Origin of the sequence: Providencia lanzhouensis (assembly GCF_050469745.1) — a bacterium.
Taxonomy (GTDB): domain Bacteria; phylum Pseudomonadota; class Gammaproteobacteria; order Enterobacterales; family Enterobacteriaceae; genus Providencia; species Providencia lanzhouensis.
Genome location: NZ_CP174123.1, coordinates 356,922 through 382,769 on the forward strand (window position 1 = coordinate 356,922; position 25,848 = coordinate 382,769).

25 protein-coding genes are annotated in these 25,848 nt (G+C 41.7%); 14 read left to right on the plus strand and 11 right to left on the minus strand.

The features are described from left to right. Positions 1-74 precede the first annotated feature (74 nt). Positions 75-1,289, plus strand: coding sequence for an aspartate aminotransferase family protein (locus tag ACIH2S_RS01630; protein WP_430247982.1), 1,215 nt, complete (start codon positions 75-77; stop codon positions 1,287-1,289). A 60-nt stretch (positions 1,290-1,349) separates the two neighbouring features. Here the strand turns inward: ACIH2S_RS01630 and ACIH2S_RS01635 are convergent, their stop codons facing one another. Beyond that, entirely contained in the window at positions 1,350-2,888 is a 1,539-nt protein-coding gene (locus ACIH2S_RS01635) for a hypothetical protein (protein ID WP_349488148.1), read from the minus strand. Between the two features lie 213 nt (positions 2,889-3,101). Continuing rightward, on the minus strand, positions 3,102-3,734 hold the full coding sequence (crp, locus tag ACIH2S_RS01640; RefSeq protein WP_006813718.1) for a cAMP-activated global transcriptional regulator CRP: 633 nt from the start codon (positions 3,732-3,734) through the stop codon (positions 3,102-3,104). Between the two features lie 323 nt (positions 3,735-4,057). Here crp and ACIH2S_RS01645 point away from each other — a divergent pair, with 323 nt between their 5' ends. After that, complete coding sequence (locus tag ACIH2S_RS01645; RefSeq protein ID WP_154626510.1) at positions 4,058-4,462, plus strand: OsmC family protein; 405 nt, start codon at positions 4,058-4,060, stop codon at positions 4,460-4,462. A gap of 79 nt (positions 4,463-4,541) precedes the next feature. On the opposite strand, the gene ACIH2S_RS01650 is transcribed toward ACIH2S_RS01645, so the two are convergent. From ACIH2S_RS01650 to ACIH2S_RS01660, 3 genes are read right to left on the minus strand one after another with little or no spacing between them, the layout of a single operon-like run. Beyond that, positions 4,542-5,408 carry a phosphoribulokinase gene (locus ACIH2S_RS01650; RefSeq protein ID WP_036948682.1) on the minus strand — a complete coding sequence of 289 codons (867 nt, stop codon included), beginning with the start codon at positions 5,406-5,408 and terminating at the stop codon, positions 4,542-4,544. A 48-nt stretch (positions 5,409-5,456) separates the two neighbouring features. Next, positions 5,457-5,675, minus strand: a complete 219-nt coding sequence (locus ACIH2S_RS01655) for a YheU family protein (RefSeq protein ID WP_108478754.1) — start codon at positions 5,673-5,675, stop codon at positions 5,457-5,459. Further along, complete coding sequence (locus ACIH2S_RS01660; protein WP_108478755.1) at positions 5,672-6,655, minus strand: hydrolase; 984 nt, start codon at positions 6,653-6,655, stop codon at positions 5,672-5,674. The genes ACIH2S_RS01655 and ACIH2S_RS01660 overlap by 4 nt, the downstream gene beginning before the upstream one ends. A 113-nt stretch (positions 6,656-6,768) precedes the next feature. On the opposite strand from ACIH2S_RS01660, the gene ACIH2S_RS01665 reads away from it, so the two are divergent. Continuing rightward, positions 6,769-7,374 carry a LysE family translocator gene (locus tag ACIH2S_RS01665; protein WP_108478756.1) on the plus strand — a complete coding sequence of 202 codons (606 nt, stop codon included), beginning with the start codon at positions 6,769-6,771 and terminating at the stop codon, positions 7,372-7,374. Between the two features lie 61 nt (positions 7,375-7,435). Here ACIH2S_RS01665 and murP read toward each other — a convergent pair whose 3' ends face one another. Both murP and murQ read right to left on the minus strand, forming a co-directional pair. After that, entirely contained in the window at positions 7,436-8,905 is a 1,470-nt protein-coding gene (gene murP / locus ACIH2S_RS01670) for a PTS N-acetylmuramic acid transporter subunit IIBC (RefSeq protein WP_108478757.1), read from the minus strand. 27 nt (positions 8,906-8,932) lie between these two features. After that, a complete protein-coding gene (gene murQ, locus ACIH2S_RS01675; RefSeq protein ID WP_036948695.1) occupies positions 8,933-9,844 on the minus strand; it encodes an N-acetylmuramic acid 6-phosphate etherase in 912 nt (303 codons plus the stop codon). A gap of 250 nt (positions 9,845-10,094) precedes the next feature. On the opposite strand from murQ, the gene ACIH2S_RS01680 reads away from it, so the two are divergent. Continuing rightward, positions 10,095-10,955 carry a MurR/RpiR family transcriptional regulator gene (locus tag ACIH2S_RS01680; RefSeq protein WP_108478758.1) on the plus strand — a complete coding sequence of 287 codons (861 nt, stop codon included), beginning with the start codon at positions 10,095-10,097 and terminating at the stop codon, positions 10,953-10,955. A 96-nt stretch (positions 10,956-11,051) separates the two neighbouring features. Next, positions 11,052-13,319, plus strand: coding sequence for an arginine decarboxylase (gene adiA / locus ACIH2S_RS01685; RefSeq protein WP_430247986.1), 2,268 nt, complete (start codon positions 11,052-11,054; stop codon positions 13,317-13,319). 146 nt (positions 13,320-13,465) lie between these two features. Here adiA and ACIH2S_RS01690 read toward each other — a convergent pair whose 3' ends face one another. From ACIH2S_RS01690 to ACIH2S_RS01700, 3 genes are all read right to left on the minus strand, one after another. Beyond that, positions 13,466-14,185, minus strand: coding sequence for a DUF4105 domain-containing protein (locus tag ACIH2S_RS01690; RefSeq protein ID WP_231138128.1), 720 nt, complete (start codon positions 14,183-14,185; stop codon positions 13,466-13,468). A gap of 7 nt (positions 14,186-14,192) precedes the next feature. After that, the gene (locus tag ACIH2S_RS01695) at positions 14,193-15,395 is read right to left on the minus strand and encodes a peptidase (RefSeq protein ID WP_108478761.1); all 1,203 of its coding nucleotides are present in this window, start codon (positions 15,393-15,395) and stop codon (positions 14,193-14,195) included. Between the two features lie 417 nt (positions 15,396-15,812). Continuing rightward, the gene (locus tag ACIH2S_RS01700; RefSeq protein WP_108478762.1) at positions 15,813-17,747 is read right to left on the minus strand and encodes an ABC transporter ATP-binding protein; all 1,935 of its coding nucleotides are present in this window, start codon (positions 17,745-17,747) and stop codon (positions 15,813-15,815) included. A 151-nt stretch (positions 17,748-17,898) separates the two neighbouring features. On the opposite strand from ACIH2S_RS01700, the gene kefG reads away from it, so the two are divergent. The 5 genes from kefG to ACIH2S_RS01725 all read left to right on the plus strand — a co-directional run bounded on the left by kefG (position 17,899) and on the right by ACIH2S_RS01725 (position 22,753). Next, complete coding sequence (gene kefG, locus ACIH2S_RS01705) at positions 17,899-18,459, plus strand: glutathione-regulated potassium-efflux system ancillary protein KefG (RefSeq protein WP_108478763.1); 561 nt, start codon at positions 17,899-17,901, stop codon at positions 18,457-18,459. Beyond that, positions 18,452-20,260, plus strand: a complete 1,809-nt coding sequence (kefB, locus tag ACIH2S_RS01710; protein ID WP_036948714.1) for a glutathione-regulated potassium-efflux system protein KefB — start codon at positions 18,452-18,454, stop codon at positions 20,258-20,260. Before kefG ends, kefB begins: the two co-directional genes overlap by 8 nt. A gap of 9 nt (positions 20,261-20,269) precedes the next feature. After that, positions 20,270-20,473 carry a YheV family putative zinc ribbon protein gene (locus ACIH2S_RS01715; protein WP_036948717.1) on the plus strand — a complete coding sequence of 68 codons (204 nt, stop codon included), beginning with the start codon at positions 20,270-20,272 and terminating at the stop codon, positions 20,471-20,473. Between the two features lie 86 nt (positions 20,474-20,559). Next, positions 20,560-21,165 (plus strand): peptidylprolyl isomerase, encoded by a 606-nt coding sequence (slyD, locus tag ACIH2S_RS01720; RefSeq protein WP_006659533.1) that lies wholly within the window; start codon positions 20,560-20,562, stop codon positions 21,163-21,165. A gap of 250 nt (positions 21,166-21,415) precedes the next feature. Beyond that, positions 21,416-22,753: an aryl-sulfate sulfotransferase gene (locus ACIH2S_RS01725; RefSeq protein ID WP_430247987.1), complete on the plus strand. Its 1,338-nt coding sequence runs from the start codon at positions 21,416-21,418 to the stop codon at positions 22,751-22,753. A gap of 4 nt (positions 22,754-22,757) precedes the next feature. On the opposite strand, the gene ACIH2S_RS01730 is transcribed toward ACIH2S_RS01725, so the two are convergent. Beyond that, a complete protein-coding gene (locus ACIH2S_RS01730; RefSeq protein WP_036948724.1) occupies positions 22,758-22,979 on the minus strand; it encodes a SlyX family protein in 222 nt (73 codons plus the stop codon). A gap of 233 nt (positions 22,980-23,212) precedes the next feature. On the opposite strand from ACIH2S_RS01730, the gene fkpA reads away from it, so the two are divergent. From fkpA to tusC, 4 genes are all read left to right on the plus strand, one after another. Continuing rightward, positions 23,213-23,956, plus strand: a complete 744-nt coding sequence (gene fkpA, locus ACIH2S_RS01735; protein ID WP_430247988.1) for an FKBP-type peptidyl-prolyl cis-trans isomerase — start codon at positions 23,213-23,215, stop codon at positions 23,954-23,956. 339 nt (positions 23,957-24,295) lie between these two features. Next, on the plus strand, positions 24,296-25,000 hold the full coding sequence (locus ACIH2S_RS01740) for a helix-turn-helix transcriptional regulator (protein ID WP_108478765.1): 705 nt from the start codon (positions 24,296-24,298) through the stop codon (positions 24,998-25,000). Further along, complete coding sequence (gene tusD / locus ACIH2S_RS01745; RefSeq protein WP_430247989.1) at positions 24,997-25,401, plus strand: sulfurtransferase complex subunit TusD; 405 nt, start codon at positions 24,997-24,999, stop codon at positions 25,399-25,401. Before ACIH2S_RS01740 ends, tusD begins: the two co-directional genes overlap by 4 nt. Before the next feature lie 45 nt (positions 25,402-25,446). Next, a complete protein-coding gene (gene tusC / locus ACIH2S_RS01750) occupies positions 25,447-25,806 on the plus strand; it encodes a sulfurtransferase complex subunit TusC (RefSeq protein ID WP_430247991.1) in 360 nt (119 codons plus the stop codon). Positions 25,807-25,848: the final 42 nt, after the last annotated feature.

The window sequence follows — 25,848 nt, forward strand, 5'->3', positions numbered from 1 at the left end:
TCTTTATTGATTTTTTATTCATATTTGATGCTTATATTTTCACTTAGGCATTCGATAAAGAGCAGGTGAGGGGTATGTCAGAACAACACGCAGTCAATCGGCAAACTTTTGATCAGGTTATGTTACCTATTTTTTCGCCAGCTGAATTTATTCCAGTTAAAGGCGAAGGTAGTCGCGTTTGGGATCAGCAAGGTAAAGAATATATTGATTTTGCAGGTGGGATCGCGGTTTTAGCGCTGGGTCATTGCCATCCAAGTTTAGTCGCTGCTGTTCGTGAACAAAGCGAAAAACTGTGGCATGTGAGCAATGTTTTTACCAATGAGCAGGCGTTAAAGCTGGCTCAAAAATTAACCAAAGCAACATTTGCAGACCGTGCATTTTTTGTGAACTCTGGCTCTGAAGCGAATGAAGCCGCATTCAAGTTAGCGCGTCGTTATGCCATCACCAAATATAGCCCATATAAAACGAAGATCATTGCATTCAAGCAAGCGTTTCACGGCAGAACATTATTTACTGTCTCAGTCGGTGGACAAGCGAAATATGCAGATGGTTTTGGTCCAAAGCCTGCGGATATTATTCATGTGCCTTTTAATGACCTTGATGCCGTTAAAGCCGTGATCGATGAAAATACCTGTGCAGTGGTTTTGGAGCCAGTTCAAGGGGAAGGCGGGGTAACCCCAGCAACACCAGAATTTCTGCAAGGAGTTCGTAAGCTTTGCGATGAAAATAATACATTACTTATTTTTGACGAAGTGCAAAGTGGAATGGGGCGTACGGGGAAATTATTCTCTTATATGCACTATGATGTCGTTCCCGATATTTTAACCACAGCAAAAGCCCTCGGCGGCGGCTTCCCGATTAGTGCGATGATTACAACCGCTGAAATTGCTAAGACTATGGAAGTGGGCTCACACGGAACCACTTATGGTGGTAATCCGCTGGCGTGTGCGGTGGGTAATGCCGCTTTTGATATTATCAATACCGATGAAGTACTTGATGGGGTTGCTAAGCGCCGTGAGTTATTTGTCGCCCATTTAAACAAGCTTAATGACCAATATGGCATTTTTGCTGAAATTCGTGGAATGGGCTTATTAATTGGTGCAGAACTAAATGGCAAATTACTGAATCGCTCAAAAGATATTCTACAAGCTTGCGCGGCTGAAGGGCTGATGATGCTGAATGCGGGTACAAATGTATTGCGCTTTACACCATCACTGATTATTTCTGAAGATGAAATTAATAGCGGGATGGCGAAGTTAGAAACGGCAATTAGTAAGTTGCTAGCCTAATTGTATTTTTATAGTGACAGAGGCATATTTGCCTCTGTCACTGATCAATTACTCAAGCTGTTACTTGTTATTAAGCTTAGCTAATTTCGCTTGAATTATCGCAGAGTGTGCTTCTTCTTTGGCTATTTGTTTGCTCAGATTATTTATTTCATTCATGGTTTTTTCTGTTTTATCCAACATAGCATCTAAATTTTTAGTATTGGGTTTTCCTTTATTTGATGCTATTTTTGATGAGTTTTCATTTGATGAAAACTGATATTTTTCACTATTATGTTTGGCTCTTAACATTGATGTTCTAGTTTGGTTAATTTTTCCATTAAATTGATATGTTTTTTTCTTTGGCTTCACGACAATGTGTGTTTTTTTATGAGGCGTCTCTGTATTCTCTGTTTCTTTGTTTTTTAATTCTTTATTTTTTTGAGTAGCAATATGATCATTTTTTACATGTATCTTTGCTGTTTCTTCTGAACTATATCCTGATTCATCCGTTTTTTCTGAAAAATAGCCGGATGAGTTGGAGTTTAAACTTTCATTACTGGAATGAATTTTATTTTCAAGTTCATTCAGTGTGTCCATATTTTTAAGATGTCGATTTATTGATTTCATGTCAGTTTCATCAACAAGTAATTTATTTAGTTGATGTGTTGATGGAGTTGATAAGCGAACCAAACTGCCGTTAATTTTTTTGTGTAAATTATGACTCCAATCACTAGTGTCATTATCCCACTCAAGCTCATCATTGAACTCAAATTCGTTATTATTGCTCTTTATTTTATTCTCATCATTTATTTTTAAAATAGAAGTTTTCTGTATCATGCTTGATTCAGCTTCTTTTTTTATTCTCTCTTCATCTGCTTTTATTGCATTTTCTTTGTCTGTCTCTGTTTTTTTCAGTTGCTCAGCTAGGTTAGCTTTTAATGATTTTAGCGTGTTAAGATTATCTTCAACCTTTTGAGTCGAAGCGGTATTTTGATAAGTGATTACATTGTTTTCTTTTGTTATTTCATGTTTTTTTTGGGTTTCGATTTCCTTTTTAAAGGTGACTAAAAATTGTTCACTCTTGTTTTTTTTAAAGATGTTTTTTAAATAGCGAATACCTTTTTCATGGGTCGATTTTATTTCTAAAATTAAGTTTGAAAATCGGCTTGATGAACGTTTTAAATTAAATTCTTTAAAAACATTGGTTTCTGGAGTACTTGTTTTATCAATTAGCATTAGTTTGGCATCCTGTTTTTCATTAATAAGTGGCTGGTTTTTTATTGAGACGGAATGGTTAAAAACACGTGGGGATTTAAGAATTAAAAAATGGTCATTAACTTCAATAGCTTCATGATATTTATAGGGAAGTGTTATTTTTTCTACAGGAGGTGAGTATTTAATTAGATTAATTTCTTTTTGTTCACTTGGCTCAAAGTGACAAGTCGATATAGCGAAATGTTTTTTTTGATAATGTAAATTAGATAGGCGATTATTATCGGGTATGCATGAATCAATATTATTGGTTTTTTTTATTTTATTAGATAATGATGAAGTGGTTATGATTTTATTATCATTGATATTAATAATGCTTTCGTTTCTTGGATTGATATTTTTAATCATCGTGTTGTCAACTCTCAATAATGGTTTAGTTACCACTATCTTAATTTGACAATTAACTATAATTATATAAAGAAACGATACTCATCAATGAACGTATATAAATGAGAGGGAGAATATAAAGGTTCTTAATTAAGAGAAAATAGCTTTGTACGTGAAGTATAAAGCTATTTCAATATCGAAGCCTCACCAAGAAAGGTGAGGCTGACAGGTAAATTAGCGAGTGCCGTAAACAACGATTGTTTTGCCGTGTGCGGAGATTAAGTTTTGATCTTCCAGCATCTTTAAAATACGACCGACAGTTTCGCGAGAACAACCTACGATTTGACCGATTTCCTGACGAGTAATTTTGATTTGCATACCGTCTGGGTGAGTCATCGCATCAGGCTGTTTAGCTAAATTCAACAATGTTTGAGCAATACGACCAGTAACATCTAAGAATGCAAGGTTACCAACTTTTTCAGACGTGGTTTGCAAACGACTTGCCATTTGCGCGGAAAGGCGCATCAGGATATCAGGATTGACTTGAATCAGCTGACGGAATTTCTTGTAAGAAATTTCAGCGACTTCGCAAGCAACTTTCGCGCGAACCCACGCAGTACGTTCTTGCCCTTCTTCAAATAACCCAAGTTCGCCAATGAAATCTCCCTGATTGAGGTAAGAGAGAATCATTTCCTTGCCTTCTTCATCTTTGATTAAAACAGCCACTGAACCTTTAACAATGTAGTAAAGGGTTTCTGCTTTTTCACCCTGATGGATCAGAGTGCTCTTGGATGGATACTTATGAATATGGCAGTGTGACAAAAACCATTCAAGAGTAGGGTCTGTTTGTGGCTTGCCGAGAACCATTAGCGTTATCCTCTGTATGTTATTGCAACCTTTCGAAAAGTAGGGAAAGGCTGACTTTAAAGTGTCTAGCTTAGCATATTAAGTCACATTGATGCCTATTATTAATGCTGCTCTAGGCTAACGTAAATTAATATCAATTGTATAATATAATCAATTAAATCGTTGAGTTTTGATCTTAATCCTATCAACTGACCATTGTTTGTATCATATCCAATGCCGAAAGTCTTCCCTGTATCGCTTCAGCCTAATAATGCTGATATAACATTGTCTAGATATATGGAACAATGTGACGATAAATATCACTATTTTCGAGAGGAATAAAAATGGAAGCACGCGTAAAGTGGGTTGAAGGGCTCTCTTTTCTAGGTGAGTCGGCATCAGGTCATCAAATCATGATGGATGGTAATGCGGGCGACAAAGCACCGAGTCCGATGGAAATGGTTTTAATGGCAGCAGGCGGATGCAGCGCGATTGATGTGGTTTCTATTCTGCAAAAAGGTCGTCAGGATATTGTTGATTGTGAAGTGAAATTAACTTCACAACGCCGTGAAGAAGCCCCGCGTTATTTTACGGATATCAACCTGCACTTTATTGTGACGGGACGTGAATTAACGGACAAAGTGGTAGAGCGTGCGGTTCAACTTTCTGCTGAAAAATATTGTTCAGTTGCTATCATGTTAGAAAAAACGGTTAACGTGACTCATAGCTTCGAAATTAAAACGCCGTAATTATTTTCTTGATATTAAGATGCTTATCGATAATTAAGATAAGCATCTTGTTATTTATCTATTTAATGAGAATCTCAAACTACCCATTTCGTTGTTTCATTAATTTTTCCACTAATGGCATCATAATAAGCTCCATCGCGAGCCCTAATTTCCCTCCGGGTACCACAATGGTATTCATTGCTGAAATAAACGAGCCATTTAACATGGATAATAAATAAGGAAAATCGATCTGCTCTAATCCTCTAAAGCGAATAACAATAAAACTTTCGTCCTGTGAAGGAATGGCTTTGGCAGAAAAAGGGTTAGAGGTGTCAACGGTAGGAACCCGCTGGAAGTTAATATGGGTACGAGAAAACTGCGGCGTAATATAGTTAATATAATCCCCCATCGAACGGACTACAGAATCCATTACGGCTTCACGAGAATGCCCTCGCTCGGTGGTATCGCGGATCAATTTCTGGATCCATTCAAGGTTAACAATCGGTACTACACCGACAAGTAAATCAACATGCTGAGCAACATCATGCTCTGGGGTGACTACGCCACCATGTAATCCTTCATAAAACAGCACATCAGTATTAGCGGGTAATGGCTCCCATGGCGTAAATGTGCCGGGTTGTAGACCATAAGGCACGGCTTCATCGTAAGTGTGTAAATATTTCCGAGATTGACCGCCACCCGTTTGGGCATAATCAATGAGGGTTTGTTCCAGTAGAGAAAAATCATTGGCTTCTGGGCCGAAATAACTGATATGGCGCCCTTGCTCGCGAGCTTTACGAATAGCCATATCCATTTCAGGGCGGGTATAACGATGAAAACTATCCCCCTCAAGGGTGGCTGGGCGGATATTTAATTGATGGAAAATTTTACGAAAAGCTTGGCTCGTTGAGGTTGTTCCTGCGCCACTCGAACCCGTCACTGCAATAATCGGATGCTTCTTCGACATAGTGGACTCCCTGTTTTACGCCATGACCACTATTTTTGAGAAACAGCGCTACGGGCGAAACTGGTTATTAGGCATGAAATTTACCGATTCATGTAACTCAGACCAGACTAGCACAATTTCGCCGGAAACTAACTGCCGTTTCACATCATTGACTTTGTCCTGCAAGCTTTTTTCGTGAACGCCATAATCGGTTCCTTCGCGCAAAACATAACTCTCGATAAGATTTTCGAGGGTTTCAGGTGCGAGATCTTTCCACGGAATAATCATGATTTTTGCTCATTCAAATACGCAGTTAGCCACAGAGGGATGCGAGTTTCTAACCACATTTGTGGTTTTCTAAAACTACCGCCGACAAACCCGACGTGCCCACCATGCTCCGTCATTTGGTATTCAATATTTTCGGGTAAATGGCTTAAATCAGGCACGACTTCGGGCGCCATGAATGGGTCGTCTTTTGCGTGAATAATCAGGGTTGGCTTAGTAATTTGAGATAACTTAGGTAGCGCACTGCATTTTTGGTAATAATCAGCAGCGTCATCAAAACCATGAATACGCGCGGTGATCACATCATCGAATTCACGAATGCGTTTTAACTGTTTTAGCTGCAACAAATTAAGAGGAAGTGAACCCGGATAACGCACCAGTTTGCGGGTGGCGTTACGTTTCAATCCATTTAATAGGTAACGTTGATAGAGCTGAGAAATTCCTTTCTCCATTTTCATGGAGCAGGCTTCAAGCATTAATGGCGCCGAGACAACGACGCCAGCATCTAATTCAGCATTCTCACCGTTTTCAGCTAAATAACAGGCGAGCATATTACCGCCAAGGGAATAGCCTACCGCGGCGGTGGGGGCATCACCCCATGTCTGTTTTAGCCAATGTAAAAAATAGCGTGCATCACTGGTTTCACCGGAATGGTAAATACGTTTTTGGCGATTAGGTTCACCACTGCATCCTCTAAAATGCATGATCACGCCGAGCCACCCTTGTTTCTGGGCGCTTTCTAACATCCCGTGGGCATAGGGGCTTTTAAAATTTCCTTCCAACCCATGAAAAATCACTAAACGAGGCTTTTCGCTCGCTTGTTCTGGGTTTTCACTCCAAGCAAGATCGATAAAATCACCGTCAGGCAATTCTAATCGCTGCCATGTTGGGATAATTTTCGGGGTACGGCGAAAGATCCTTGGCAATAAGGTTTGGAGATGTGGGTTCTTTGCCCAACTCATAGGGCGGAAATTTTCTGACATGGCCTTATTTTTTATTTAGTGGAACGCTTGTGAGTGACATAACATACTGTTATTTTTCTGTGATGCAAGTAAACAAATCTAGAAACAAATTTAGGTTGAGGAACATAGTATAAATGACTCTGGGGCTAATTTTTTCGCTTTTTACGTTTTTATTCATTGCAGCAGTCACACCCGGCCCTAACAACATGTTGTTGACCTCTTGTGCAGCTAACTACGGTTTTCGTCGCAGTATCGGATTATTATTAGGAATAATGCTGGGCATGCAGTCAATTTTATATTTGTCTGCCTTCGGTGTTGCCGCGCTATTACTATTATATCCTGCAATTCATATTGTGCTGAAAATCATTGGTAGCGTTTATTTATTATGGCTAGCGTGGAAAACAGCCACTGCCAGTTACGAGCCACTCAAAACAGACAGTAAAGCCTCTAAAAGCGTTACTTGGTTTCAAGGCGGACTGTTGCAGTTCTTAAACCCGAAAGCATGGATGATGGGGCTAGGCGCAGTAGGGAGTTTTAGTCTTCCAGGCGAGTTATTTACTCAGTCTATTATCGTGATGAGCATAGCGTTTGTGATTGTGAATTTCGTCGCGGGCTTGATTTGGATGGGCTTTGGTTCCTTGATCGGAGTTTTCTTACGTAGCCGCCGCGCATGGTTTATTTTTAACCTAGTGATGGGGATACTGACCGCAGCGTGTGTACCGTTAATTTGGCTGGAGTAAGTTTTTCTACGAGAAAAAAGGCACGTTAGGTGCCTTTTTGCTTTTCAATCCACACTATTCTCTAGTCCAAATCGACATTTTTACTACCAAATAGATAAGTGAAAATAAACCCGCATAGATAAGAGACTAAGACACCGCCTGCATACACTGCCATTGCAGGAAGCACGCCTTGATCTGACGTCATCAACGGAATAGCGATTAGCCCTGAAGGACCGAATACAGTATTTAACCCAACAGGTAAACCCATCCACGCGACCGCTCCGATAAAGAAACCACCAGCAGCGCCCCCTAAACAAGCGGTTACAAACGGTTTCACGCGCGGTAACGTCACCCCGTAAATTAATGGTTCACCAATGCCTAAGAAGCCGGGGAATAGGGCACCACCAATTTGACTACGGGTAACAGAGCCTTTTTTGGCTTTCACGTACAGCGCTAATGCGGCGCCTACTTGACCCGCACCCGCCATCGCTAAGATTGGGAATAACGAGTTAAACCCTTGCGCTTCAACTAACGCGACATACACCGGAATAAAGCCTTGGTGGACACCAAACATTACCGCAATTAAGAACAGACCCGCTAAGACGGCTGTGCCGATAGGGTTTCCGTTTAAATGCATGAATAGCCAAGACATCCCTTCGAATAACCACACGCCAATAGGCATGATGAAAACAAAGGTCGCAGCACCGACGATTAACAGCGTAATCGTTGAGGTTAAAATAATATCCAAGCTGGCTGGAATGATTTTACGTACTTGTTTTTCAACCCAAGCACCAAAAATACAGGCAATTAGGATCCCGATAATGTTGCCTCTCGGGTCGATATACCAACCAAAGAAGTCTGTCATGCCGGAATAGAAGCCTTTAGTGGCCGCCGGGTCGTAACCTAAAATAAACAGCGCAGCGATAATGGCACCGTTAACACCGCTTCCCCCAAACGCTTTTTGGGCATTATAACCAATCAACAATCCCATAAAGGTGAATAACCCTTTACCGAATACACTCATATACGCAATTAAGCTTTTGAGATGGGCAAGTTGGGTTGAATCCGCAGGAAATAAGTTTTGGTTCGCCGATAATAATGTGAGCAATGACGCCAAGCCCATTAATAGACCTGCGCCAATAAAGCCCGGAATTAATGGCGTAAAAATAGTCGCAAATTTAGATAGAAAGCGGTGAACGGCGCTGGTTTGTTTCTTTTTCATCTGCTGTTTATTGGCAGAAGCAATCTCTTTCAGATCTTGGGTCGCGTTAGCGTCATGAGCTTCATCCGCTTCGCCATTTTCTAACATTTGCTTCATTAAATCCGCGGCTGTTTGGGCTTTTCCTGGACCCAAAACAATTTGCAGCTGGTCGTCACTTTCAATCACGCCCAGTACGCCGGGGATTTTTTTGATTTCGGTTTTATCGATAAACTGATCATCATGTAAGGTGAGCCGTAAACGCGTCATGCAGTTACCGCACTGCTTGATATTACGACTGCCCCCCACGTGTTGCAGGATCTGCTGTATCATTTCATTTGTTATTTTAGCCATACTGTTTCTCTCATAGAGATCCGCTGATTAGACGGATTTTGCGATGTTGAGGGCAGTGCGAATAAAGCCATGATTTTTAGCGAGCAATTGACGAGCTTCATCGGCATTTAAGCCAGATAAAATCATCAAAATCGCGGTCTTACAGTGTCTATCACATTGTTGTAATGCAGATTCTGCGCTTTGGCGGTCACATTCGGTTGCTTCCATCACAATTTTAGTCTGGCGCTCAATGAGCTTGGCGTTGGTCGCCTCCACATCTACCATTAAATTGCCAAAGACTTTACCGATGCGGATCATCGCCCCTGTGGTGATCATATTTAAAATCAGTTTTTGTGCGGTTCCCGCTTTCATGCGCGAAGAGCCAGTGACAACTTCAGCACCCACAATCGGGGTGATGGCAATGTCAGCAGCTTGGGAAACAGGGCTATCAGGGTTGCAGCTAATTGAGGCAACGGTTGCACCTAAGGAGCGAGCATATTTCATGGCTCCCAGAACATAAGGCGTGCGACCACTAGCGGCGATGCCAACTAGAATATCTTTTTGATTAAAATCGATATTCTTTAAGTCTTGCTCTCCTAACTCGGGTTTATCTTCCGCATTTTCAACTGCACGGAAGATGGCTTGGTGACCACCAGCAATCAGCCCAATAACTTGTTCATGAGGGGTTCCATAGGTCGGTGGACACTCACTGGCATCGAGGATCCCTAAACGTCCCGAAGTACCTGCACCGGAATAAATCAGACGGCCACCTTGCTGGAAAGCTGCCGCAACTTTATCGACCAATTCTGCAATTTGCGGTAAGGTTTTTTCGACAGCCAAAGGGACTTTTTTATCTTCATTGTTGATTACTTGAAGCATTTCAATGGTAGATAATTGGTCAATGTGGGTACTGGCTTCGTTACGGCTTTCCGTGACCATCTTGCTTAAATCAATCGACATAGTAATAACTCCTTAAACGTATCATGGGGGTATGCTATGGAATTATTTATTCCTTTGATGTGATGGTTATCACGGTGCTATCTATTCTCTCTTGCCAATATAAGCGAATAAATTTAGTCGCTTATTGCTCGATAAAATAATATTTATTTGAATTTAAATGATTAAATGACAAGCATTGAGTTTTTATTGAAGGAATAATTTATTTGTAAATTTATTCTGTTGATGAGGCTTTACCTTTTTGAGGGCTACTATGACACTACTCGATACCATCACGTACCTCTTGCCGCGATTAGCGGAAAATCAACGCAAAATTGCACAATTTATCTTAGAAAGTCCGGAAAATGTGCTGAAACTGTCGTCTTCGCAGTTAGCGGGGCAGTTGGGGATCAGTCAATCCGCTATTGTGAAGTTTAGTCAAAAATTAGGTGTAAAGGGGTATCCCGCGCTGAAATTGGCGTTGAGTGAAATCATTGGCCGCCAACAGCAAGAGTTGGGGGAGCCTCACAGTGCGTTGCATAACCGTATTACTCAAACGGATAGCTTGATGGTGGTCGCGCAGAAGCTGGCATTAGAGAAAAATTATTCCATCACAGAAACAACGAAACGCCTTGATTTTAAACAGTTTGAAAAAATTATTGAACGTATAGACAGTGCGCAACGTGTGCAGATTGTTGGGATTGGTGGCTCAGGGCTCACTGCGAAAGATTTAAGCTATAAACTTCAGAAAATCGGTATTACCACTCTCGTGGAGCCGGATCATCACGTTCAAATTGCTGCCGCCTTAACCTTGACGCCGAAAGATGTGCAAATTGTTATTTCCTTCTCTGGAAAGCGTAAAGATATGCTCACTGCCGCGAATATTGGGCATCAAAATGGTGCTTGTGTTATCGCTATCACGCGCTCCAAAGATTCACCCCTCGCTCAAATGTCAGACTATATGTTGGAAAGTGTGGCGGAAGAGAACGAATGGCGGAGCTCATCAATTTCGTCAAGAACGGCACAAAATACCCTTACCGATTTGCTGTTTATGGCGTTGTTACAAAAACGGGAAGATAAAGCGAAAGCATTGGTGATGAATGCCAAAGTGATGATTAATAAACTTGACGAATAGCTATTAATGTCTCGATAACTTTGCAAAATAATCTTATCTGCGTTAAGACTAAAGGAGGCATTATTTAGCTTAAAATAATTCATTGAGGGAGAGTCCATGAGGGCATTGATCGTTTATACCGAGCTTACAGACGAAGATTCTGTGATAAGCCATGCGGTTGCGCGGCTGGCAAGCGAACTGAATGACGAACACGTCGAAACGGTCATTATCCGTGATTTTGAAGACGGTCTCGCCTATATTCGCTCAAACACCAGCATTGACTGCTTACTTTACGGACGAGATATGTCCGATAAGGAAGAACAGGCTCAAGCTCACCGGCTGATCACCCAACTACATCGTCGCCAAGAAGATGTGCCCGTTTTTCTGTTGAGTGATCGTGAAGAAGCCTTAGTGGCATTTGATAGAAAAATGATGGAGCAAGTGGATGAATTTGCATGGATTTTAGAGGACTCCGCGGACTTTATTGCCGGACGTGTTCTTGCTGCTATCATCCGTTACCGTGCGCAATTGCTCCCACCATTAATGAAAAGTTTGATTAAATACAGTGATGTACACGAACACTCATGGGCAGCACCGGGACATCAAGGCGGAGTGGGTTTCACTAAAACGCCAGCAGGGCGTATTTATCACGATTTTTTTGGCGAAAATTTATTCCGCACAGATATCGGCATCGAGCGAGTTGCCGTTGGTTCATTGCTCGATCACACTGGGGCATTTGGCGAGTGTGAGAAAAACGCAGCACGGATTTTTGGTGCAGATCAATCCTATTCTGTAGTGGTCGGGACTTCGGGCTCGAACCGCACCATTATGCAAGCTTGCATGACGGATGACGATGTGGTGGTCATTGACCGAAACTGCCATAAATCCATCGAACAAGGCTTGATTTTAACGGGAGCAAAGCCTGTTTATATGGTCCCGAGTCGTAACCGTTATGGAATTATTGGACCGATTTACCCCACAGAAATGTCCCCTGAAGCTATTCAGAAAAAGATTACTGATAATCCATTTACTACCGATAAAATCGGGAAAAAACCGGCGTATAGCGTGGTAACAAACTGTACTTATGATGGTGTTTGCTACAACGCGCGCAAAGTGCAAAATTTATTGGATAAATCCCTCGATAGAATTCATTTCGATGAGGCATGGTATGGCTACGCGCGATTCAATCCGATTTATCGTGACCATTTTGCGATGCGTGATGAAGAGCGCAAAGACGATGACCCTACCATTTTCGCTACTCACTCAACGCACAAATTATTGAATGCGCTGTCGCAAGCTTCGTTCATTCATGTTCGTAATGGACGTAATGCCATTGATTTTAATCGCTTTAATCAAGCCTATCACATGCATGCAACCACATCGCCGTTGTATGCCATTTGCGCATCGAACGATATTGCGGCAGATATGATGGATGGAAATAGTGGGCGCTCATTAACCGATGAAGTGATCCGCGAAGCCATCGACTTTCGTCAATCACTCGGCTATCTGTACAAAGAGTTCCAAAATGATGGTGAGTGGTTTTTCAAACCGTGGAATCAGGAAACGGTGAAGGATCCTGCAACTGGTGAGCGTTATGATTTTGAGTTTGCCCCTGTTGAATTGTTGATGAAAGAGCAAAGCTGCTGGGTAATGAACCCTGAAGATACGTGGCATGGTTTCAAAAATATTCCTGCAGATTGGGCGATGTTAGACCCTATCAAAGTGAGTATTTTGGCACCAGGAATGGGGGACGATGGCAAGCTACTTGATTCCGGTGTTCCTGCGGCGCTCGTCACCGCATGGCTAAATCACTATGGTATTGTGCCGACCCGCACTACCGATTTCCAAATTATGTTCCTATTTTCTATGGGGATCACCAAAGGAAAATGGGGCACATTAGTCAATGCATTGCTCTCCTTTAAACGCCACTATGATACCAACACTCAACTGAAAAAAGTGTTACCTGAAGTGGTGGAAGTGGCGCCTGAAATTTATGGTGAGATGGGGCTGAGGGACTTGGGGGATAAGATGTTTGCTTATTTGCAGCGTAATAATCCGGGAAGTCAGCTAAATCAAGCCTATTCAGAGTTACCCAATGTCATGATGAGCCCACGTGATGCCTATCAACAGATTGTTGCGAATCGCGTTGAAGCTGTGCCGTTAGATAAGCTGGCTGGGCGTATTGCAGCGAACTCGATTATTCCTTATCCACCGGGGATCCCAATGTTGTTATCCGGCGAAAGCTTTGGAGAAACTAACAGCCCGCATATTGGCTATTTGCGTAGTTTACAAGCATGGGATAGTGAGTTCCCGGGTTTTGAACATGAAACGGAAGGCACAGGAAAAATTGATGGCGAATACCATGTTATGTGCGTGAAGGTGTGAAACGACACCCTATAACAATTGCATGAAATGCGTCTAATATTTTTTATTCTTGTACTGCCTAGCCAAATTGATTTAGCCTGTTTTTGCCATACATTTCAACGCTGCCTTCGCTATTTTTTATAGCGTTTGGCAGGTTTTTTTCATTATTATCGGCGTATTATTTGAGAAAATTGGTTATCGACCAATTGGATTAATGGGATTTGTTGTTTGTTAAAATAATCTTTATCTTCAATAAAGCCTAATTGATGGCAATAATGTGAAGCGTAGCCACTGACTAACAGTTTCCAGTTAAATTTAAAATCAGGGTAGGTTTTTTTGGCGATTTTATAAATGCTGGTTGTGCAGTTATTCCACATGGAATGGTATTTTTCGTTGGTCTCTTTGAGCTGATTAAGTTTGCTCATATAATTGAGAAACAGTTCTGTAATAAGTGGCTTATCTAAATTTAAGGGATAAATATAGACTTGCTCATTGCGTAAATTAACGCGAGTACCAATTAAATCCTGCTCATCAGCAACTACATAGATAATATCGTAGTTATAGAAAAATCCCTTCCAAACTGAAAATTGTTGATGTGCTTTTCGCCTTGTCTCGATAGAAAAAGAGACATAATCCCCATTGGAAAAACCGAAGCTCAGAAAAACATGGGCGATCATTTTGCCAGACCAGTGGGATTGTACTAAATCTACACTTTGCAAGTTAGACAGATTGTAATGCTTAGTATCCCAAGTATATTCATTTTTGTCGGCAAACTGAAAAGAGCGAAAATTATGGATGGAGATGTCTGAAGTTTCGTTATTAAAATCCATATGGGATTTATAGCGATACTCCGTTCTCCACTCATTCTGAGGTAATAGATTGCTCATCTGCACGCTACATTTTCAATAAAACGGACATGGCGCGGGAATAATCTAAAACAATGCCCGGTGTCCACGTCATAATACTTGCATGTTTTCTGAGTTGGGACATAACCCAAAGCTCAGGGCTAAAGAGCAATTTAAGCAGTAGCATGAAACCGCCTTTTTTCTCAGTAAAATATCCCTCGGTACTTTTTATCAGCGCCAAAGAAACGACGGTTGAACAATTACGACTAGTTAAATTGTAGGTCGTGTCTTTACTGTATTCTTGCCAGAATGCGTCTAGCTTTTCTTTACTGATCCCTTCAATGGTTAATTTGAAGTTTGATGGTGGCGCAATTTTCATTTCATCAAGATAACTGATTTGAAAAACGCCTGTGTCATTGTTTTCTTCGGTGGATTTTAATATCTGCAAGAATTGCGCGGTATCGCGGTCAATATCTTTCTCTGGGTAGTGGCTGATATAAATTTCATCCAGCTCGAAAGCAACATGCCCAGTACTAATCACACCCAATGAATTACGGGAAACAATATAACGCTGGATAATTTTAAAAAATAGCGGCAGTTGCCCGGTAGTTGTCCATACATGTAGTGTGCCGCGCTCTCTATTTGAAGCGTCATTATTGCGCGTAAATACCATATGATTGGCATTGGGAATTTGGCTGCTCACAACAAAGTAGTAAACAAAGAATGAGTCGAGGGAGAAGATCATAATCAGCGTGCCGACATCCCAATAAACTTGGCGAGATGAATAGTCAAAAGACCAAGGAATGAAATTCCATAAACCTAATGAGAATTCAATAATGGAGACAGTGAGCATCAACTTCCAGCGTTTAAATTTCAAAACCACGCTATTGGACATTTTCCAGATAGCGCTGACCATGAGATATAAGCCAGTAATAAATCCAGAGAGAACGGTTTCCCACGCATGTATTTTAGAAAACAAGACAATGTAGACCATTAAAAGTAGCACTAATCCGCGACTGATCCTCAGTCCTCGGGTAGCACCTTGGCAATACATCGCGCAGACAAACGAGCGAATGGCTTCCAATAAAATTGGAATACAGAGGAAGATCATAAACTCATGGGGATCAGCAAAAAAAGGTAATAGAAAAAAGCAGGCACCAATCAGTACACCAAATAATGTGAGTGCCAGAATAAACCAGAAATATTTTTTTGCTGTGTCTCTGCCATAGAGCATCGTAATGATATAAATCATGCTGCACCAACCATAGAATCTTGATAAGTGCTAATGCCTTATCTTTATAGGTTTTTATTTTTAGTTTGTAGAATTGGCTTCATTATAATGGGGATATTTAAGCGACAAAATAGATGGCAATTAGTGCGTTTTATGGTGATTTTAATTCATTGAAGAATAAGTGTTATTTCTTGTGTTACACTTTGATTGTGTGGCTATAACTGCTTCAGGTTAACGATATGTTAATATTTAATTCTATTAATAATACGTCAACGCTTCGGATTATGTTTTAAAGAAACCTTAAATAAGATTTTTATGTGTAATTAAATTTTCAAATGCAAGAAATCCAATTATGATTATCTTTTTTGGTTGTTTATTGAAATAACCCCTTATTAATTTGATTTTAATAAAGGGTTATTATTGAAAGGCTATTACGAATTAGCCAGCTTCAAACTCATTGGTCATAGTTTCTAACTGCTCTTGCAGATCCATCCATTCCATTTCAACGTCTTCAAGGGCTGATTTATGCTCAGTTTGCTTTTTCAAACAGTCAGTTAGCTCCGCTTTTTTATCTTGCTCATAAATGGCAGCATCGGATAACTTCGCCTCTAACTCAGCTAATGATGCAGAGTGTTTTTCCATTTTCTTTTCCAACTCCGTGATTTTTTTACGGATAGGCTGGGTCAGCTGACGGAATTCGGCTTCACGGCGTTTTTGGTCTTTTCTATCTTGCGCCGTCACGGTTGATGTGCTGGCTGGCTTTTCTTTATCAAGCAGATCACGAGCTTGCTGTAGCTCCATTTTGTTCTGCTCGGCTAACCATTGTTGGTAATCCTCAAGATCTCCATCAAACTGCTCGACTTTTCCGCCATGAACCAGATACAGCTCATCGGTGGTCGTGCGCAGTAAGTGCCTATCATGGGAAACCACAACCAATGCGCCTTCGAAAGCCATTAACGCTTCGGTCAGTGCTTGGCGCATATCCAAATCTAAGTGGTTGGTTGGCTCATCGAGTAACAGTAAGTTAGGGCGCTGCCAGACAATTAGAGCTAATACTAAGCGGGCTTTTTCTCCACCGGAGAAACGTCCGCTAGGATCCGTCACTTGGTCACCTTTAAAACCAAAGCCGCCAAGGTAATCACGTAATTGCTGCTCGGTTTGCTCTGGCGCAAGGCGAGCAAGATGCTGTAATGGGGACTCATCCGCATGCAAATATTCTAATTGATGCTGGGCGAAATACCCCAGTTTGATCCCTTTAGCGAGTGAGATTTCGCCGTGTAATGGCGGCAAGTCGCCTGCTAGCATTTTGATTAATGTGGATTTACCGGCACCGTTACGGCCGAGTAACCCAATGCGAGAACCCGGAACTAAATTTAATTTGATGGATTCTAATACCACTTTTTCGCCGTAACCTGCGCTGACTTTTTCCATTTTTAATAATGGATTAGGCAGGCTTTCCGGTTGACGGAATGAAAAATGGAATGGGTTATCCACGTGCGCAGGGGCGACCATCTCCATACGTTCAAGCATTTTAATTCGGCTTTGTGCCTGTTTAGCTTTGGTGGCCTGCACTCTAAAGCGGTCAATATAGCTTTGTAAGTGGGCGGCTTTAGCTTGTTGGCTTTCATACAAGGCTTGTTGCTGCGCCAGCTTAGTGGCACGTTGGCGTTCGAATGAAGAGTAGTTGCCTGTGTATTCGAACATGGTTTCTTGTTCGATATGCAGCACTTTGTCGATGATTGGGTCGAGGAAGTCCCTATCATGGGAAATCAAAATTAAGGTGCCAGAATAGCTCTTAAGCCATTTTTCCAGCCAAATCACCGCATCTAAATCTAAGTGGTTCGTCGGTTCATCGAGAAGTAATAAATCGGAGCGGCACAGTAAGGCTTGTGCAAGGTTCAGGCGCATACGCCACCCACCGGAGAATGATTTTACCGGAGACTGTAGCTGTGCTTGGCTAAAGCCAAGACCATGTAGCAAACTCGCTGCACGGGATTGAATTGTCCACGCATCAATCGCATCTAATTGCCCATGAATAACGGCGATAGCGTGACCGTCATTTTTTTCGTTCGCCTGTTGGAGTTTATGTTCTAAGGCACGAAATTCACGATCGCCATCAATCACATACTCAATACAAGGTACATCAAGGGCTGGGGTTTCTTGGTTCACCCATGCCATAGACCAATTGCTTGGAAAGGTTGCTGATCCTGCTTCCGCTTGCAATTCACCCTTTAACAGTGCCAGCAATGTGGATTTTCCGCAGCCGTTTTTACCCACTAACCCGACTTTTTGCCCCGGATTGATAGTCGCAGTTGCATTGTCCAGCAGAACACGTACACCTCGGCGAATTTGTAATGAAGAGAAAACAATCATAGAAACCGTCTATTGAAAATATGTTAAATTATTGAGTTAGATATATTCGAATAATAAAGTTATTACTGAAATATATTAAGCTTAAAGTACATTTAGCAGGCTGCATGGTAACGGAAAATTATCCGCCTGACACGCCTTTGAGGAGGGAAAGATGTCAAATACGCCAAAAGTGCTCGTGGTCTATGCTCACCCAGACCCCCATGAATCTGTTGCTAATCGTCTGTTGTTAAATGCAGTGCGCGGTTTTGACAATGTCACTATCCACGATTTATACGCAACATATCCCGATTATTTTATTGATGTCACCGCAGAACAAAAGCTGCTTTGCCAGCATGATGTCATCGTATTTCAGCACCCGCTGTATACTTATAGTTGTCCCGCGCTATTAAAAGAGTGGTTTGACCAAGTTCTGACTCGCCGATTTGCCACAGACCAAGGATACCAAAAATTGAAAGGCAAATATTGGCGCTCGATTATTACTACTGGAGAGCCAGAAGAAGCTTACCAATATGGTGGCTATAATCGTTATCCATTATCTGAAATCCTTCGTCCATTTGAGTTGACCTCATTGATGTGTGATATGCACTGGATGGAACCGAACATTATCTATTCTGCCCGCCGACAGAGCCCACAACAGTTACAGCAAATGGTTGAAGAGTATAAGCAATGGATGAGACAACCCCTCAATACGGGAGACATTTCAAATGGATGAATTAAATCTATTTGAATCGGTGATCATATTTTTATGCGCCGGTGTGGTGATGGTGCCGATTGCCCAAAAAATCCGTTTGGGTGCGGTCTTAGGTTATTTACTGGCAGGGATTGCGATTGGTCCATTTGTATTGGGCTTTATTCGCAATGTGGATGACATCCTGCATTTCTCGGAACTGGGTGTTGTCTTCTTAATGTTTTTGATTGGGTTGGAACTGAAGCCCTCGAAATTATGGGAGTTGCGTCGGTCGATTTTTGGTGTCGGCACCATTCAAGTGGTTGTGACCGCAGCTTTGATGGCAGGTATCCTGATCCTTGCTCAGTTTTCTTGGCAGGCAGCAGTGGTTGGTGGGCTGGGAATGGCGATGTCCTCCACGGCAATGGCGCTGCAATTAATGAATGAAAAAGGGATGTCCAACCAAGAAAGTGGGCAGCTTGGCTTTTCTGTTTTACTGTTCCAAGATATGGCTGTGATCCCGATTATGGCGCTGATTCCGCTGTTGGCAGGTGATACGGGAAGCAGCGATTGGTACAAAATTGGATTGAAAGTGGTGGCGTTTGCAGGGTTATGGATTGTCGGACGTTATTTACTACGTCCATTATTTAGGCTTGCAGCGAAATCGGGCGTGCATGAAATTTTTACCGCAGCGGCGTTGTTAGTCGTACTGGGTTCCGCATTGATAATGGAAAGCCTTGGCTTTTCAATGGCCTTGGGGACGTTTATGGCGGGGGTGATGCTCGCTGAGACGGAATTTCGTCATGAACTTGAAATCAATATCGAGCCGTTTAAAGGTTTGCTGCTGGGGCTGTTTTTCATTTCCGTCGGTATGTCATTAAATTTACAAGTCTTGTGGGCTTATCTCCCTCAAGTTTTATTGGCAGTTTTGGTGCTGGTCGCTGTGAAAGCGCTTGTCTTATATGTGCTGGGATTTGTGGCACGTTTACGTACAGGCGCCCGAGCGCAATTCTCAGGGGTGCTTAGCCAAGGTGGTGAGTTCGCCTTTGTGATTTATGCCACGGCATTCGGAGCTAGCGTGATTGATGAAAGGCAAATGGATTTATTGTTGGTGGTGGTGACGCTATCGATGATGACAACGCCACTTGTGATGCAGCTGATAGATGCGTATCTCAACCGCCGTTATAATCAGCAGCCAACCTCTACCGAAAAACCGTTTGTGGAAGACACCAATCCTCACGTGATTTTAGTGGGATTTGGACGAATGGGGCAGGTGGTTGGTCGTCTATTGATGGCGAACAAAGTGAATATTACGGTGCTTGAACAAGATGTTACCGCGATTAGTACCATGCGCCGCTACGGTTACACCGTTTATTATGGGGATGCGCGAGAACTACAACTTCTACGCTCAGCGGGAGCGGATAAAGCCAAAGCCATTGTGATCACCAGCAACGTTCCTGAAGAAGTGATGGAAATTGTGCGTATTTGCCAAGAAAACTTCCCGAACTTGCATATTATTGCCCGTGCAAAAGGGCGTTTAGAGGCTCACGAATTACTGCATAGTGGCGTGACGGATTTTAGCCGTGAAACCTTCTCAAGCGCGTTAGAAATGGGAAGTAAGGCACTGATTAGTACAGGTATGCATCCTCATAAAGCTTATCGTGCAAAACAGCATTTTCGCCGGCTTGATATGCGTATGTTAAGGGATATCATTCCTGAAAATGAGAATAGCGATAGCGGGCAAATTTCGCGTATTAAAGAGGCGCGGCGTGAACTCAACGAACTTTTCGAAAAAGAGATGCAAAGAGAAAATCGCCAACCGCACAGCTGGAATAATGAACAGTAAGGTAGAAAAATGGCAGCAACACGTAAGCGTTTTATTGCTGGGGCAACCTGCCCTAAATGCAAGTCTCAAGACACCTTAATGATGTGGCGAGAAGATAAAATTGATGTGGTTGAATGTGTCAATTGCGGGGATCAACAACGTCAAGCTGAAGGCGATGCGACTGAGCATGTGAGAAAGCAAGAACAAGTTATTGGAATTTTTACCCCAGAATAAGAGAATTTTGTCAATTCTCAATACAGCACAATTGTTTTCCGGTACAATTGGCAAAAATTTTTCCCTTACGGGTCGTAGGAGATGTCATGAAAGTAGCAAAAGACTTGGTTGTAAGCTTAGCTTACCAAGTAAGAACAGAAGACGGTGTTTTAGTTGATGAGTCCCCGGCAAATGCGCCAATGGACTATCTGCATGGCCGTGGTTCTTTAATTTCTGGTCTGGAAAAAGCATTAGAAGGTCGTGAAGTTGGCGAACATTTCGATGTTGAAGTCGCTTCAGACGATGCATATGGTCAATATGATGACAACTTAGTTCAACGCGTACCGAAAGATGTATTCATGGGCGTTGATGAGCTGGAAGTGGGTATGCGTTTCTTAGCGGATACTGACATGGGTCCAGTTCCAGTTGAAATCACTGGCATCGAAGGCGATGAAGTTATCGTTGACGGTAACCATATGTTAGCAGGTCAAAACCTGAAATTTAATGTTGAAGTCATGGCTATCCGTGAAGCAACTGAAGAAGAAATCGCTCATGGCCACGTCCATGGTGCTGATGGTCACGACCACGACCATGACCACGAAGGTGGTTGCTGTGGCGGTGGCGGTCATAGCCACGGTTCAGAAGGCGGTTGCTGTGGTGGTGGCGAAGGTCAAGGTCACGGTCACAAGCATGGCGGTTGTGGTTGCCACTAATCTCTAAAAGAGAGATTCAATAAAAAGCGAACTCGTTTTTTATTTCGAAAGTAGGCTCAACATTTTTATGTTGGGCTTTTTTTTGCTCAAAATTCGGTCTCAAGCATTCCCCGTCATTAAATTTAGTAATCACTAAAATTTATTATAAATCAATTGGTTAATTTTCTGTCTTATAATTCCCATGATGTTTATCGAGATTAATTTCTTTGTTTATCTCGCGTCATAGTCTCAATCATCTAGGAAAATTATTATGGGAACTCCCTCTATTTACCCTACAAAAACAACAATTTATAGACCAGATAAAGCATGGGATGGTTATACATTATTCTCAGCGGCGAATAAGGGCGCTGTGCTTATTGATATGAATGGCAATGAAGTTCATGTTTGGCAGGACAGTGATGGCGTGCCTTGCAAAATGTTACCTCAAGGCAATCTGCTGAGCTATGAAAAGCCAAAAGAGGGTAATAAATATCGCGAATATACCAGGTTGGTTCAGCGGGATTGGGATAATAACGAAGTTTGGTCATTCGATCGTGTAGAGTCATTGACGGATGATGTCGGAAAACAATATTGGTCTGCAAGGGCGCATCATGATTTTCAACGAGAAGGAAATCCCGTCGGGTATTATACGCCTGGCTTGATATCCCCTGTTCATAATGGAAAAACATTATTACTTTGCCATCGAAATATTCAAAATCCTCAAATATCAGATAAGCCATTACTGGATGACGTCTTTGTTGAGATTGATTGGCAGGGAAATATTGTATGGGCATGGGCGTTCAGTGATTACTTTTCGGAGCTCGGTTTTTCTGAAACTGCTAAAAATGTCTTTTATCGTAATCCTAATCTCATCGCTGGTGATGTGGGGGATTATTTGCATATCAATAGCCTATCTTGGCTTGGCCCCAACAAACACTATGATAATGGCAATGCTGATTTTCATCCTGAGAATATAATATGGAGCTCTCGGGAAGCGAACATTATTGGAATTACCAGCCGTGAAACAAGAAAGATTGTATGGCAAATTGGGCCTGATTATACCCATGATAATATTAAACATTTAGGGGGAATTATTGGTCAACATCATGCCCATCTTATTCCTCAAGGGTTACCGGGGGCTGGGAATATTTTACTGTTTGATAATGGCTGGCAAGCAGGCTATGGGCAAGCAACGCCAACCTCGCTTTATGGATTAAAAAATGCGGGTCGTGACTATTCTCGAGTCTTGGAGATAGACCCGATCAGTTTAGATATTGTTTGGCAGCATTCTGCAAATGAGCAGGGATTTAAAATACCGACGAATCGTTTTCGATTTTATAGTCCGCATGTTAGCAGTGCGCAACGATTACTTAATGGTAATACTCTGATTACAGAGGGCGCGGATGGACGAATTATTGAAGTTACCAAGGAAAATAAAATTGTTTGGGAATATATTTCCCCTTATACCGACGAGCAATACGCATGGAATAACATGATTTATCGGGCTTATCGAGTCCCCTATGAATGGGTTCCTCAGTTGAATAAGCCCGAAGAAGTGGCATTGCCTGATATTGATATCTCCCAATTTCATATCAAGGCGAATAGCTGAGAGATTAATAATGTGGAGGGGGAGTCTCTTCTTCAGGGCGGGCAAGATGAGATGATTGCGACGCTTTCAACCTCTCCGCAACGATGCGTAAATGTTCTTGCATTTTTGACAGCTGCATTTGTTGTTCTGTAATCACTTGGTTAAGCTGCTCAATGGTCAATTCTTGGAAAGCAACTTTGCTTTCTAAAAGTTCTAAACGCTGTTCAAAATTGTCTGATGAATCCATTTTAGACTCTCCTTATGGGTTCTCACCATGAAAAAAACATCATAATAACCGAACATTACAAATCAACAGATAAGTTTTATTTAAAGGTGTAGGCGTTGAAACCTCTTTTTGTTAATGTGGTCTAAGATATTCTTATATTTTTTGTGTTAACTGACAGCTTGTTTTTTAAGATAAGGAACAGCTATCAATAAAAATGAGCCGTATGGCTCGAATAATAGCTATCGGAGATTAGGATGAAATCACTGTTTAAGGCAAGTCTATTAGCAACAACATTAGCATTCGCTTTTACTGCCCCACAAGTTATGGCAGAAGAAGCAAAAACACAAACGAGCGCTTTCAAAAATGCTGAAGAGCGTAACGCATACGCATTAGGTGCCTCTTTAGGCCGCTATATGCAGAATTCTTTAGAAGAACAAAAATCGATCGGTATTAATCTGGACAAAGCTCAATTACTGGCTGGTGTTCAAGATGCATTCAACGGCAAAAGCAAAATGACTGATGCTCAAGTTGAAGAAACATTACGTCAATTCGAAGGACAAGTGAAAAAAGCAGCTGAAGATAAAATCAAAGCTGAATCAGTAGCTAACGTGAAGAAAGGTGACGAATATCGCGAGAAATTTGCAAAAGAAAAGGGCGTAGTGAAAACTAAGTCTGGCCTACTGTACAAAATTGAGAAAGATGGCACTGGCGCAAAACCTAAAGAAGACGAAACCGTTGTTGTTCACTATAAAGGCTCTTTAGTCGATGGCACAGAATTCGATAGCTCTTATTCTCGTAACGAGCCACTGACTATTCCATTAAACTCAGTGATCAAAGGCTGGACTGAAGGTTTATCTAACCTGAAGAAAGGCGGCAAGATGACATTAGTTATCCCACCAGAATTAGCTTACGGTGAAAATGGCGTTCCAGGTATCCCTGCAAACTCAACGCTTGTCTTCGATGTTGAGTTATTAGACATCAAACCTGCTGCAAAATAAGATTTCACATCGTTAAAAATAAAAAAGCTCAGATTCGTTCTGGGCTTTTTTCATTGAGTTACGCAATCCAATGCTAAAAAAGCAGAGTTGTGTCATTCTCGATTAAAAATTTGCATTTAAAAATCTTATATTCTTTAAAACTTGTGATAAAACATACTCTCTTGCATTCATTCGCTTGACGGCAACGCCTCGGAGTTTTAACTTCAATAGATTCGTTTTTATTTTTAATCATCACATCCGTTGACTATGTACGATAAAATGAAGGCAAATGAGTCGAATAATGAATGCCTCATTGGTTGACGTGATGAATTTTATACACTTTAGAAGGATGACGTTGAAATGTCTGATGCATTACAATCCCAAGACCTCAGTGATATTAATATTCTTGATAACCAGCCGTTTACTGAGACTGACCACGAAATTTTAAAATCATATGAAGCTGCGGTTGACGGGCTCGCTATGCTAATTGGTGAGCATTGTGAAATTGTTCTTCACTCTTTAGAAGACCTCAAATGTTCAGCAGTGAGAATAGCGAATGGTCAGCATACAGGGCGTAAGATTGGCTCCCCTATCACTGACTTAGCATTAAGAATGCTTCATGATATGGCGGATGCAGAATCCAATGTCTCTAAAGCCTATTTTACGAAAGCAAAAAGTGGCGACTTAATGAAGTCTGTGACGATTGCGATTCGTAACCGTAAGCAACGTGTTATCGGCTTACTGTGTATCAACATGAACTTGGATGTGCCATTCTCTGAAATCATTAAGTCTTTTGTGCCAGAAGAAAAGCAAGACGTGACTTCGGATGTCAACTTCGCGTCTTCAGTCGATGACTTGGTTGCACAAACATTAGAATACACCATCGAAGAAGTTAGCAATGACCGTAATGTTTCTAACAACGCGAAAAATAAACAAGTGGTTCTGAACTTGTACGAAAAAGGTATCTTTGATATCAAAGATGCTATCAACCAAGTGGCTGACCGCCTGAATATTTCTAAGCACACCGTCTATTTATATATCCGCCAATTTAAGAGTGGTGAATGAGTAAAACAACCCCGCTAACCTATTGTTTGTTAGTGACTGGCCCCGCATACGGCACTTCACAATCAGCAAGTGCCTATCAATTTGCCAAGGCCCTTCTTAAAGAGGGGCATTTATTGAAGACGGTGTTTTTTTATCAAGATGGCGTTCTTAATGGCAATGCTTTAACTTCCCCTGCAAATGATGAATTTGACCTGGTCAAAGCATGGTGCCAACTGGCACAAGAATCGGGCTGTGAAATGAATGTCTGTGTTGCCGCAGGGTTACGTCGTGGTATTACAGATAAAGAACAAGCTAACGCGCTATCGCTATCTGCTCATAACTTATCTGAAAGTTTTACCATGAGCGGTTTAGGCAGTCTTGCTGAATCCATGTTAACCGCTGACCGCACCATCCAGTTTTAAACCTGAACATCATGAACGACGTCACTCTATAAGATAAGGTCTCTTGTGAAGAAAATAGCCTTTGTTTTTACGACTATACCACATGGTAGTGCCAGTGGGCGCGAAGGACTGGATGCATTATTAGCAACCTCGGCACTGACAGAAGAAATTAGCGTATTCTTCCTTTCTGATGGTGTATGCCAATTACTCGCTCATCAGCAGCCTAAAGAAATTTTAGCTCGGGACTATATTTCGACGTTCAAGATCTTACCTCTCTATGACATTGAAAATATTTACCTATGTTTAGAGTCATTAAAGGAAAGAGGTCTTAGCCAGCAAAATGAGTGGGTTGTGACACCTGAATTCTTAACACCCCAGCAGATCCAAGAGAGGCTATCCGCCTGTGATGTTGTGCTCAAATTTTGAGATTGTGTTCAAAATTTGATCTTGTGTTCGGATTTTGATCTA

Excerpts from the sequence above, each read along its gene's own strand:
- ACIH2S_RS01715 (WP_036948717.1), top strand. The coding sequence starts at position 20,270 with ATGGCAGCAACACGTAAGCGTTTTATTGCTGGGGCAACCTGCCCTAAA.
- kefG (WP_108478763.1), top strand. The coding sequence starts at position 17,899 with ATGTCAAATACGCCAAAAGTGCTCGTGGTCTATGCTCACCCAGACCCC.
- ACIH2S_RS01660 (WP_108478755.1), bottom strand. The coding sequence starts at position 6,655 with ATGTCAGAAAATTTCCGCCCTATGAGTTGGGCAAAGAACCCACATCTC.
- ACIH2S_RS01650 (WP_036948682.1), bottom strand. The coding sequence starts at position 5,408 with ATGTCGAAGAAGCATCCGATTATTGCAGTGACGGGTTCGAGTGGCGCA.
- ACIH2S_RS01645 (WP_154626510.1), top strand. The coding sequence starts at position 4,058 with ATGGAAGCACGCGTAAAGTGGGTTGAAGGGCTCTCTTTTCTAGGTGAG.
- ACIH2S_RS01665 (WP_108478756.1), top strand. The coding sequence starts at position 6,769 with ATGACTCTGGGGCTAATTTTTTCGCTTTTTACGTTTTTATTCATTGCA.
- murP (WP_108478757.1), bottom strand. The coding sequence starts at position 8,905 with ATGGCTAAAATAACAAATGAAATGATACAGCAGATCCTGCAACACGTG.
- ACIH2S_RS01695 (WP_108478761.1), bottom strand. The coding sequence starts at position 15,395 with ATGATTTATATCATTACGATGCTCTATGGCAGAGACACAGCAAAAAAA.
- kefB (WP_036948714.1), top strand. The coding sequence starts at position 18,452 with ATGGATGAATTAAATCTATTTGAATCGGTGATCATATTTTTATGCGCC.
- ACIH2S_RS01635 (WP_349488148.1), bottom strand. The coding sequence starts at position 2,888 with ATGATTAAAAATATCAATCCAAGAAACGAAAGCATTATTAATATCAAT.
- ACIH2S_RS01690 (WP_231138128.1), bottom strand. The coding sequence starts at position 14,185 with ATGAGCAATCTATTACCTCAGAATGAGTGGAGAACGGAGTATCGCTAT.
- crp (WP_006813718.1), bottom strand. The coding sequence starts at position 3,734 with ATGGTTCTCGGCAAGCCACAAACAGACCCTACTCTTGAATGGTTTTTG.
- tusD (WP_430247989.1), top strand. The coding sequence starts at position 24,997 with ATGAGTAAAACAACCCCGCTAACCTATTGTTTGTTAGTGACTGGCCCC.
- adiA (WP_430247986.1), top strand. The coding sequence starts at position 11,052 with ATGAGGGCATTGATCGTTTATACCGAGCTTACAGACGAAGATTCTGTG.
- ACIH2S_RS01725 (WP_430247987.1), top strand. The coding sequence starts at position 21,416 with ATGGGAACTCCCTCTATTTACCCTACAAAAACAACAATTTATAGACCA.
- ACIH2S_RS01680 (WP_108478758.1), top strand. The coding sequence starts at position 10,095 with ATGACACTACTCGATACCATCACGTACCTCTTGCCGCGATTAGCGGAA.
- ACIH2S_RS01655 (WP_108478754.1), bottom strand. The coding sequence starts at position 5,675 with ATGATTATTCCGTGGAAAGATCTCGCACCTGAAACCCTCGAAAATCTT.
- slyD (WP_006659533.1), top strand. The coding sequence starts at position 20,560 with ATGAAAGTAGCAAAAGACTTGGTTGTAAGCTTAGCTTACCAAGTAAGA.
- ACIH2S_RS01740 (WP_108478765.1), top strand. The coding sequence starts at position 24,296 with ATGTCTGATGCATTACAATCCCAAGACCTCAGTGATATTAATATTCTT.
- ACIH2S_RS01630 (WP_430247982.1), top strand. The coding sequence starts at position 75 with ATGTCAGAACAACACGCAGTCAATCGGCAAACTTTTGATCAGGTTATG.
- fkpA (WP_430247988.1), top strand. The coding sequence starts at position 23,213 with ATGAAATCACTGTTTAAGGCAAGTCTATTAGCAACAACATTAGCATTC.
- ACIH2S_RS01700 (WP_108478762.1), bottom strand. The coding sequence starts at position 17,747 with ATGATTGTTTTCTCTTCATTACAAATTCGCCGAGGTGTACGTGTTCTG.
- ACIH2S_RS01730 (WP_036948724.1), bottom strand. The coding sequence starts at position 22,979 with ATGGATTCATCAGACAATTTTGAACAGCGTTTAGAACTTTTAGAAAGC.
- murQ (WP_036948695.1), bottom strand. The coding sequence starts at position 9,844 with ATGTCGATTGATTTAAGCAAGATGGTCACGGAAAGCCGTAACGAAGCC.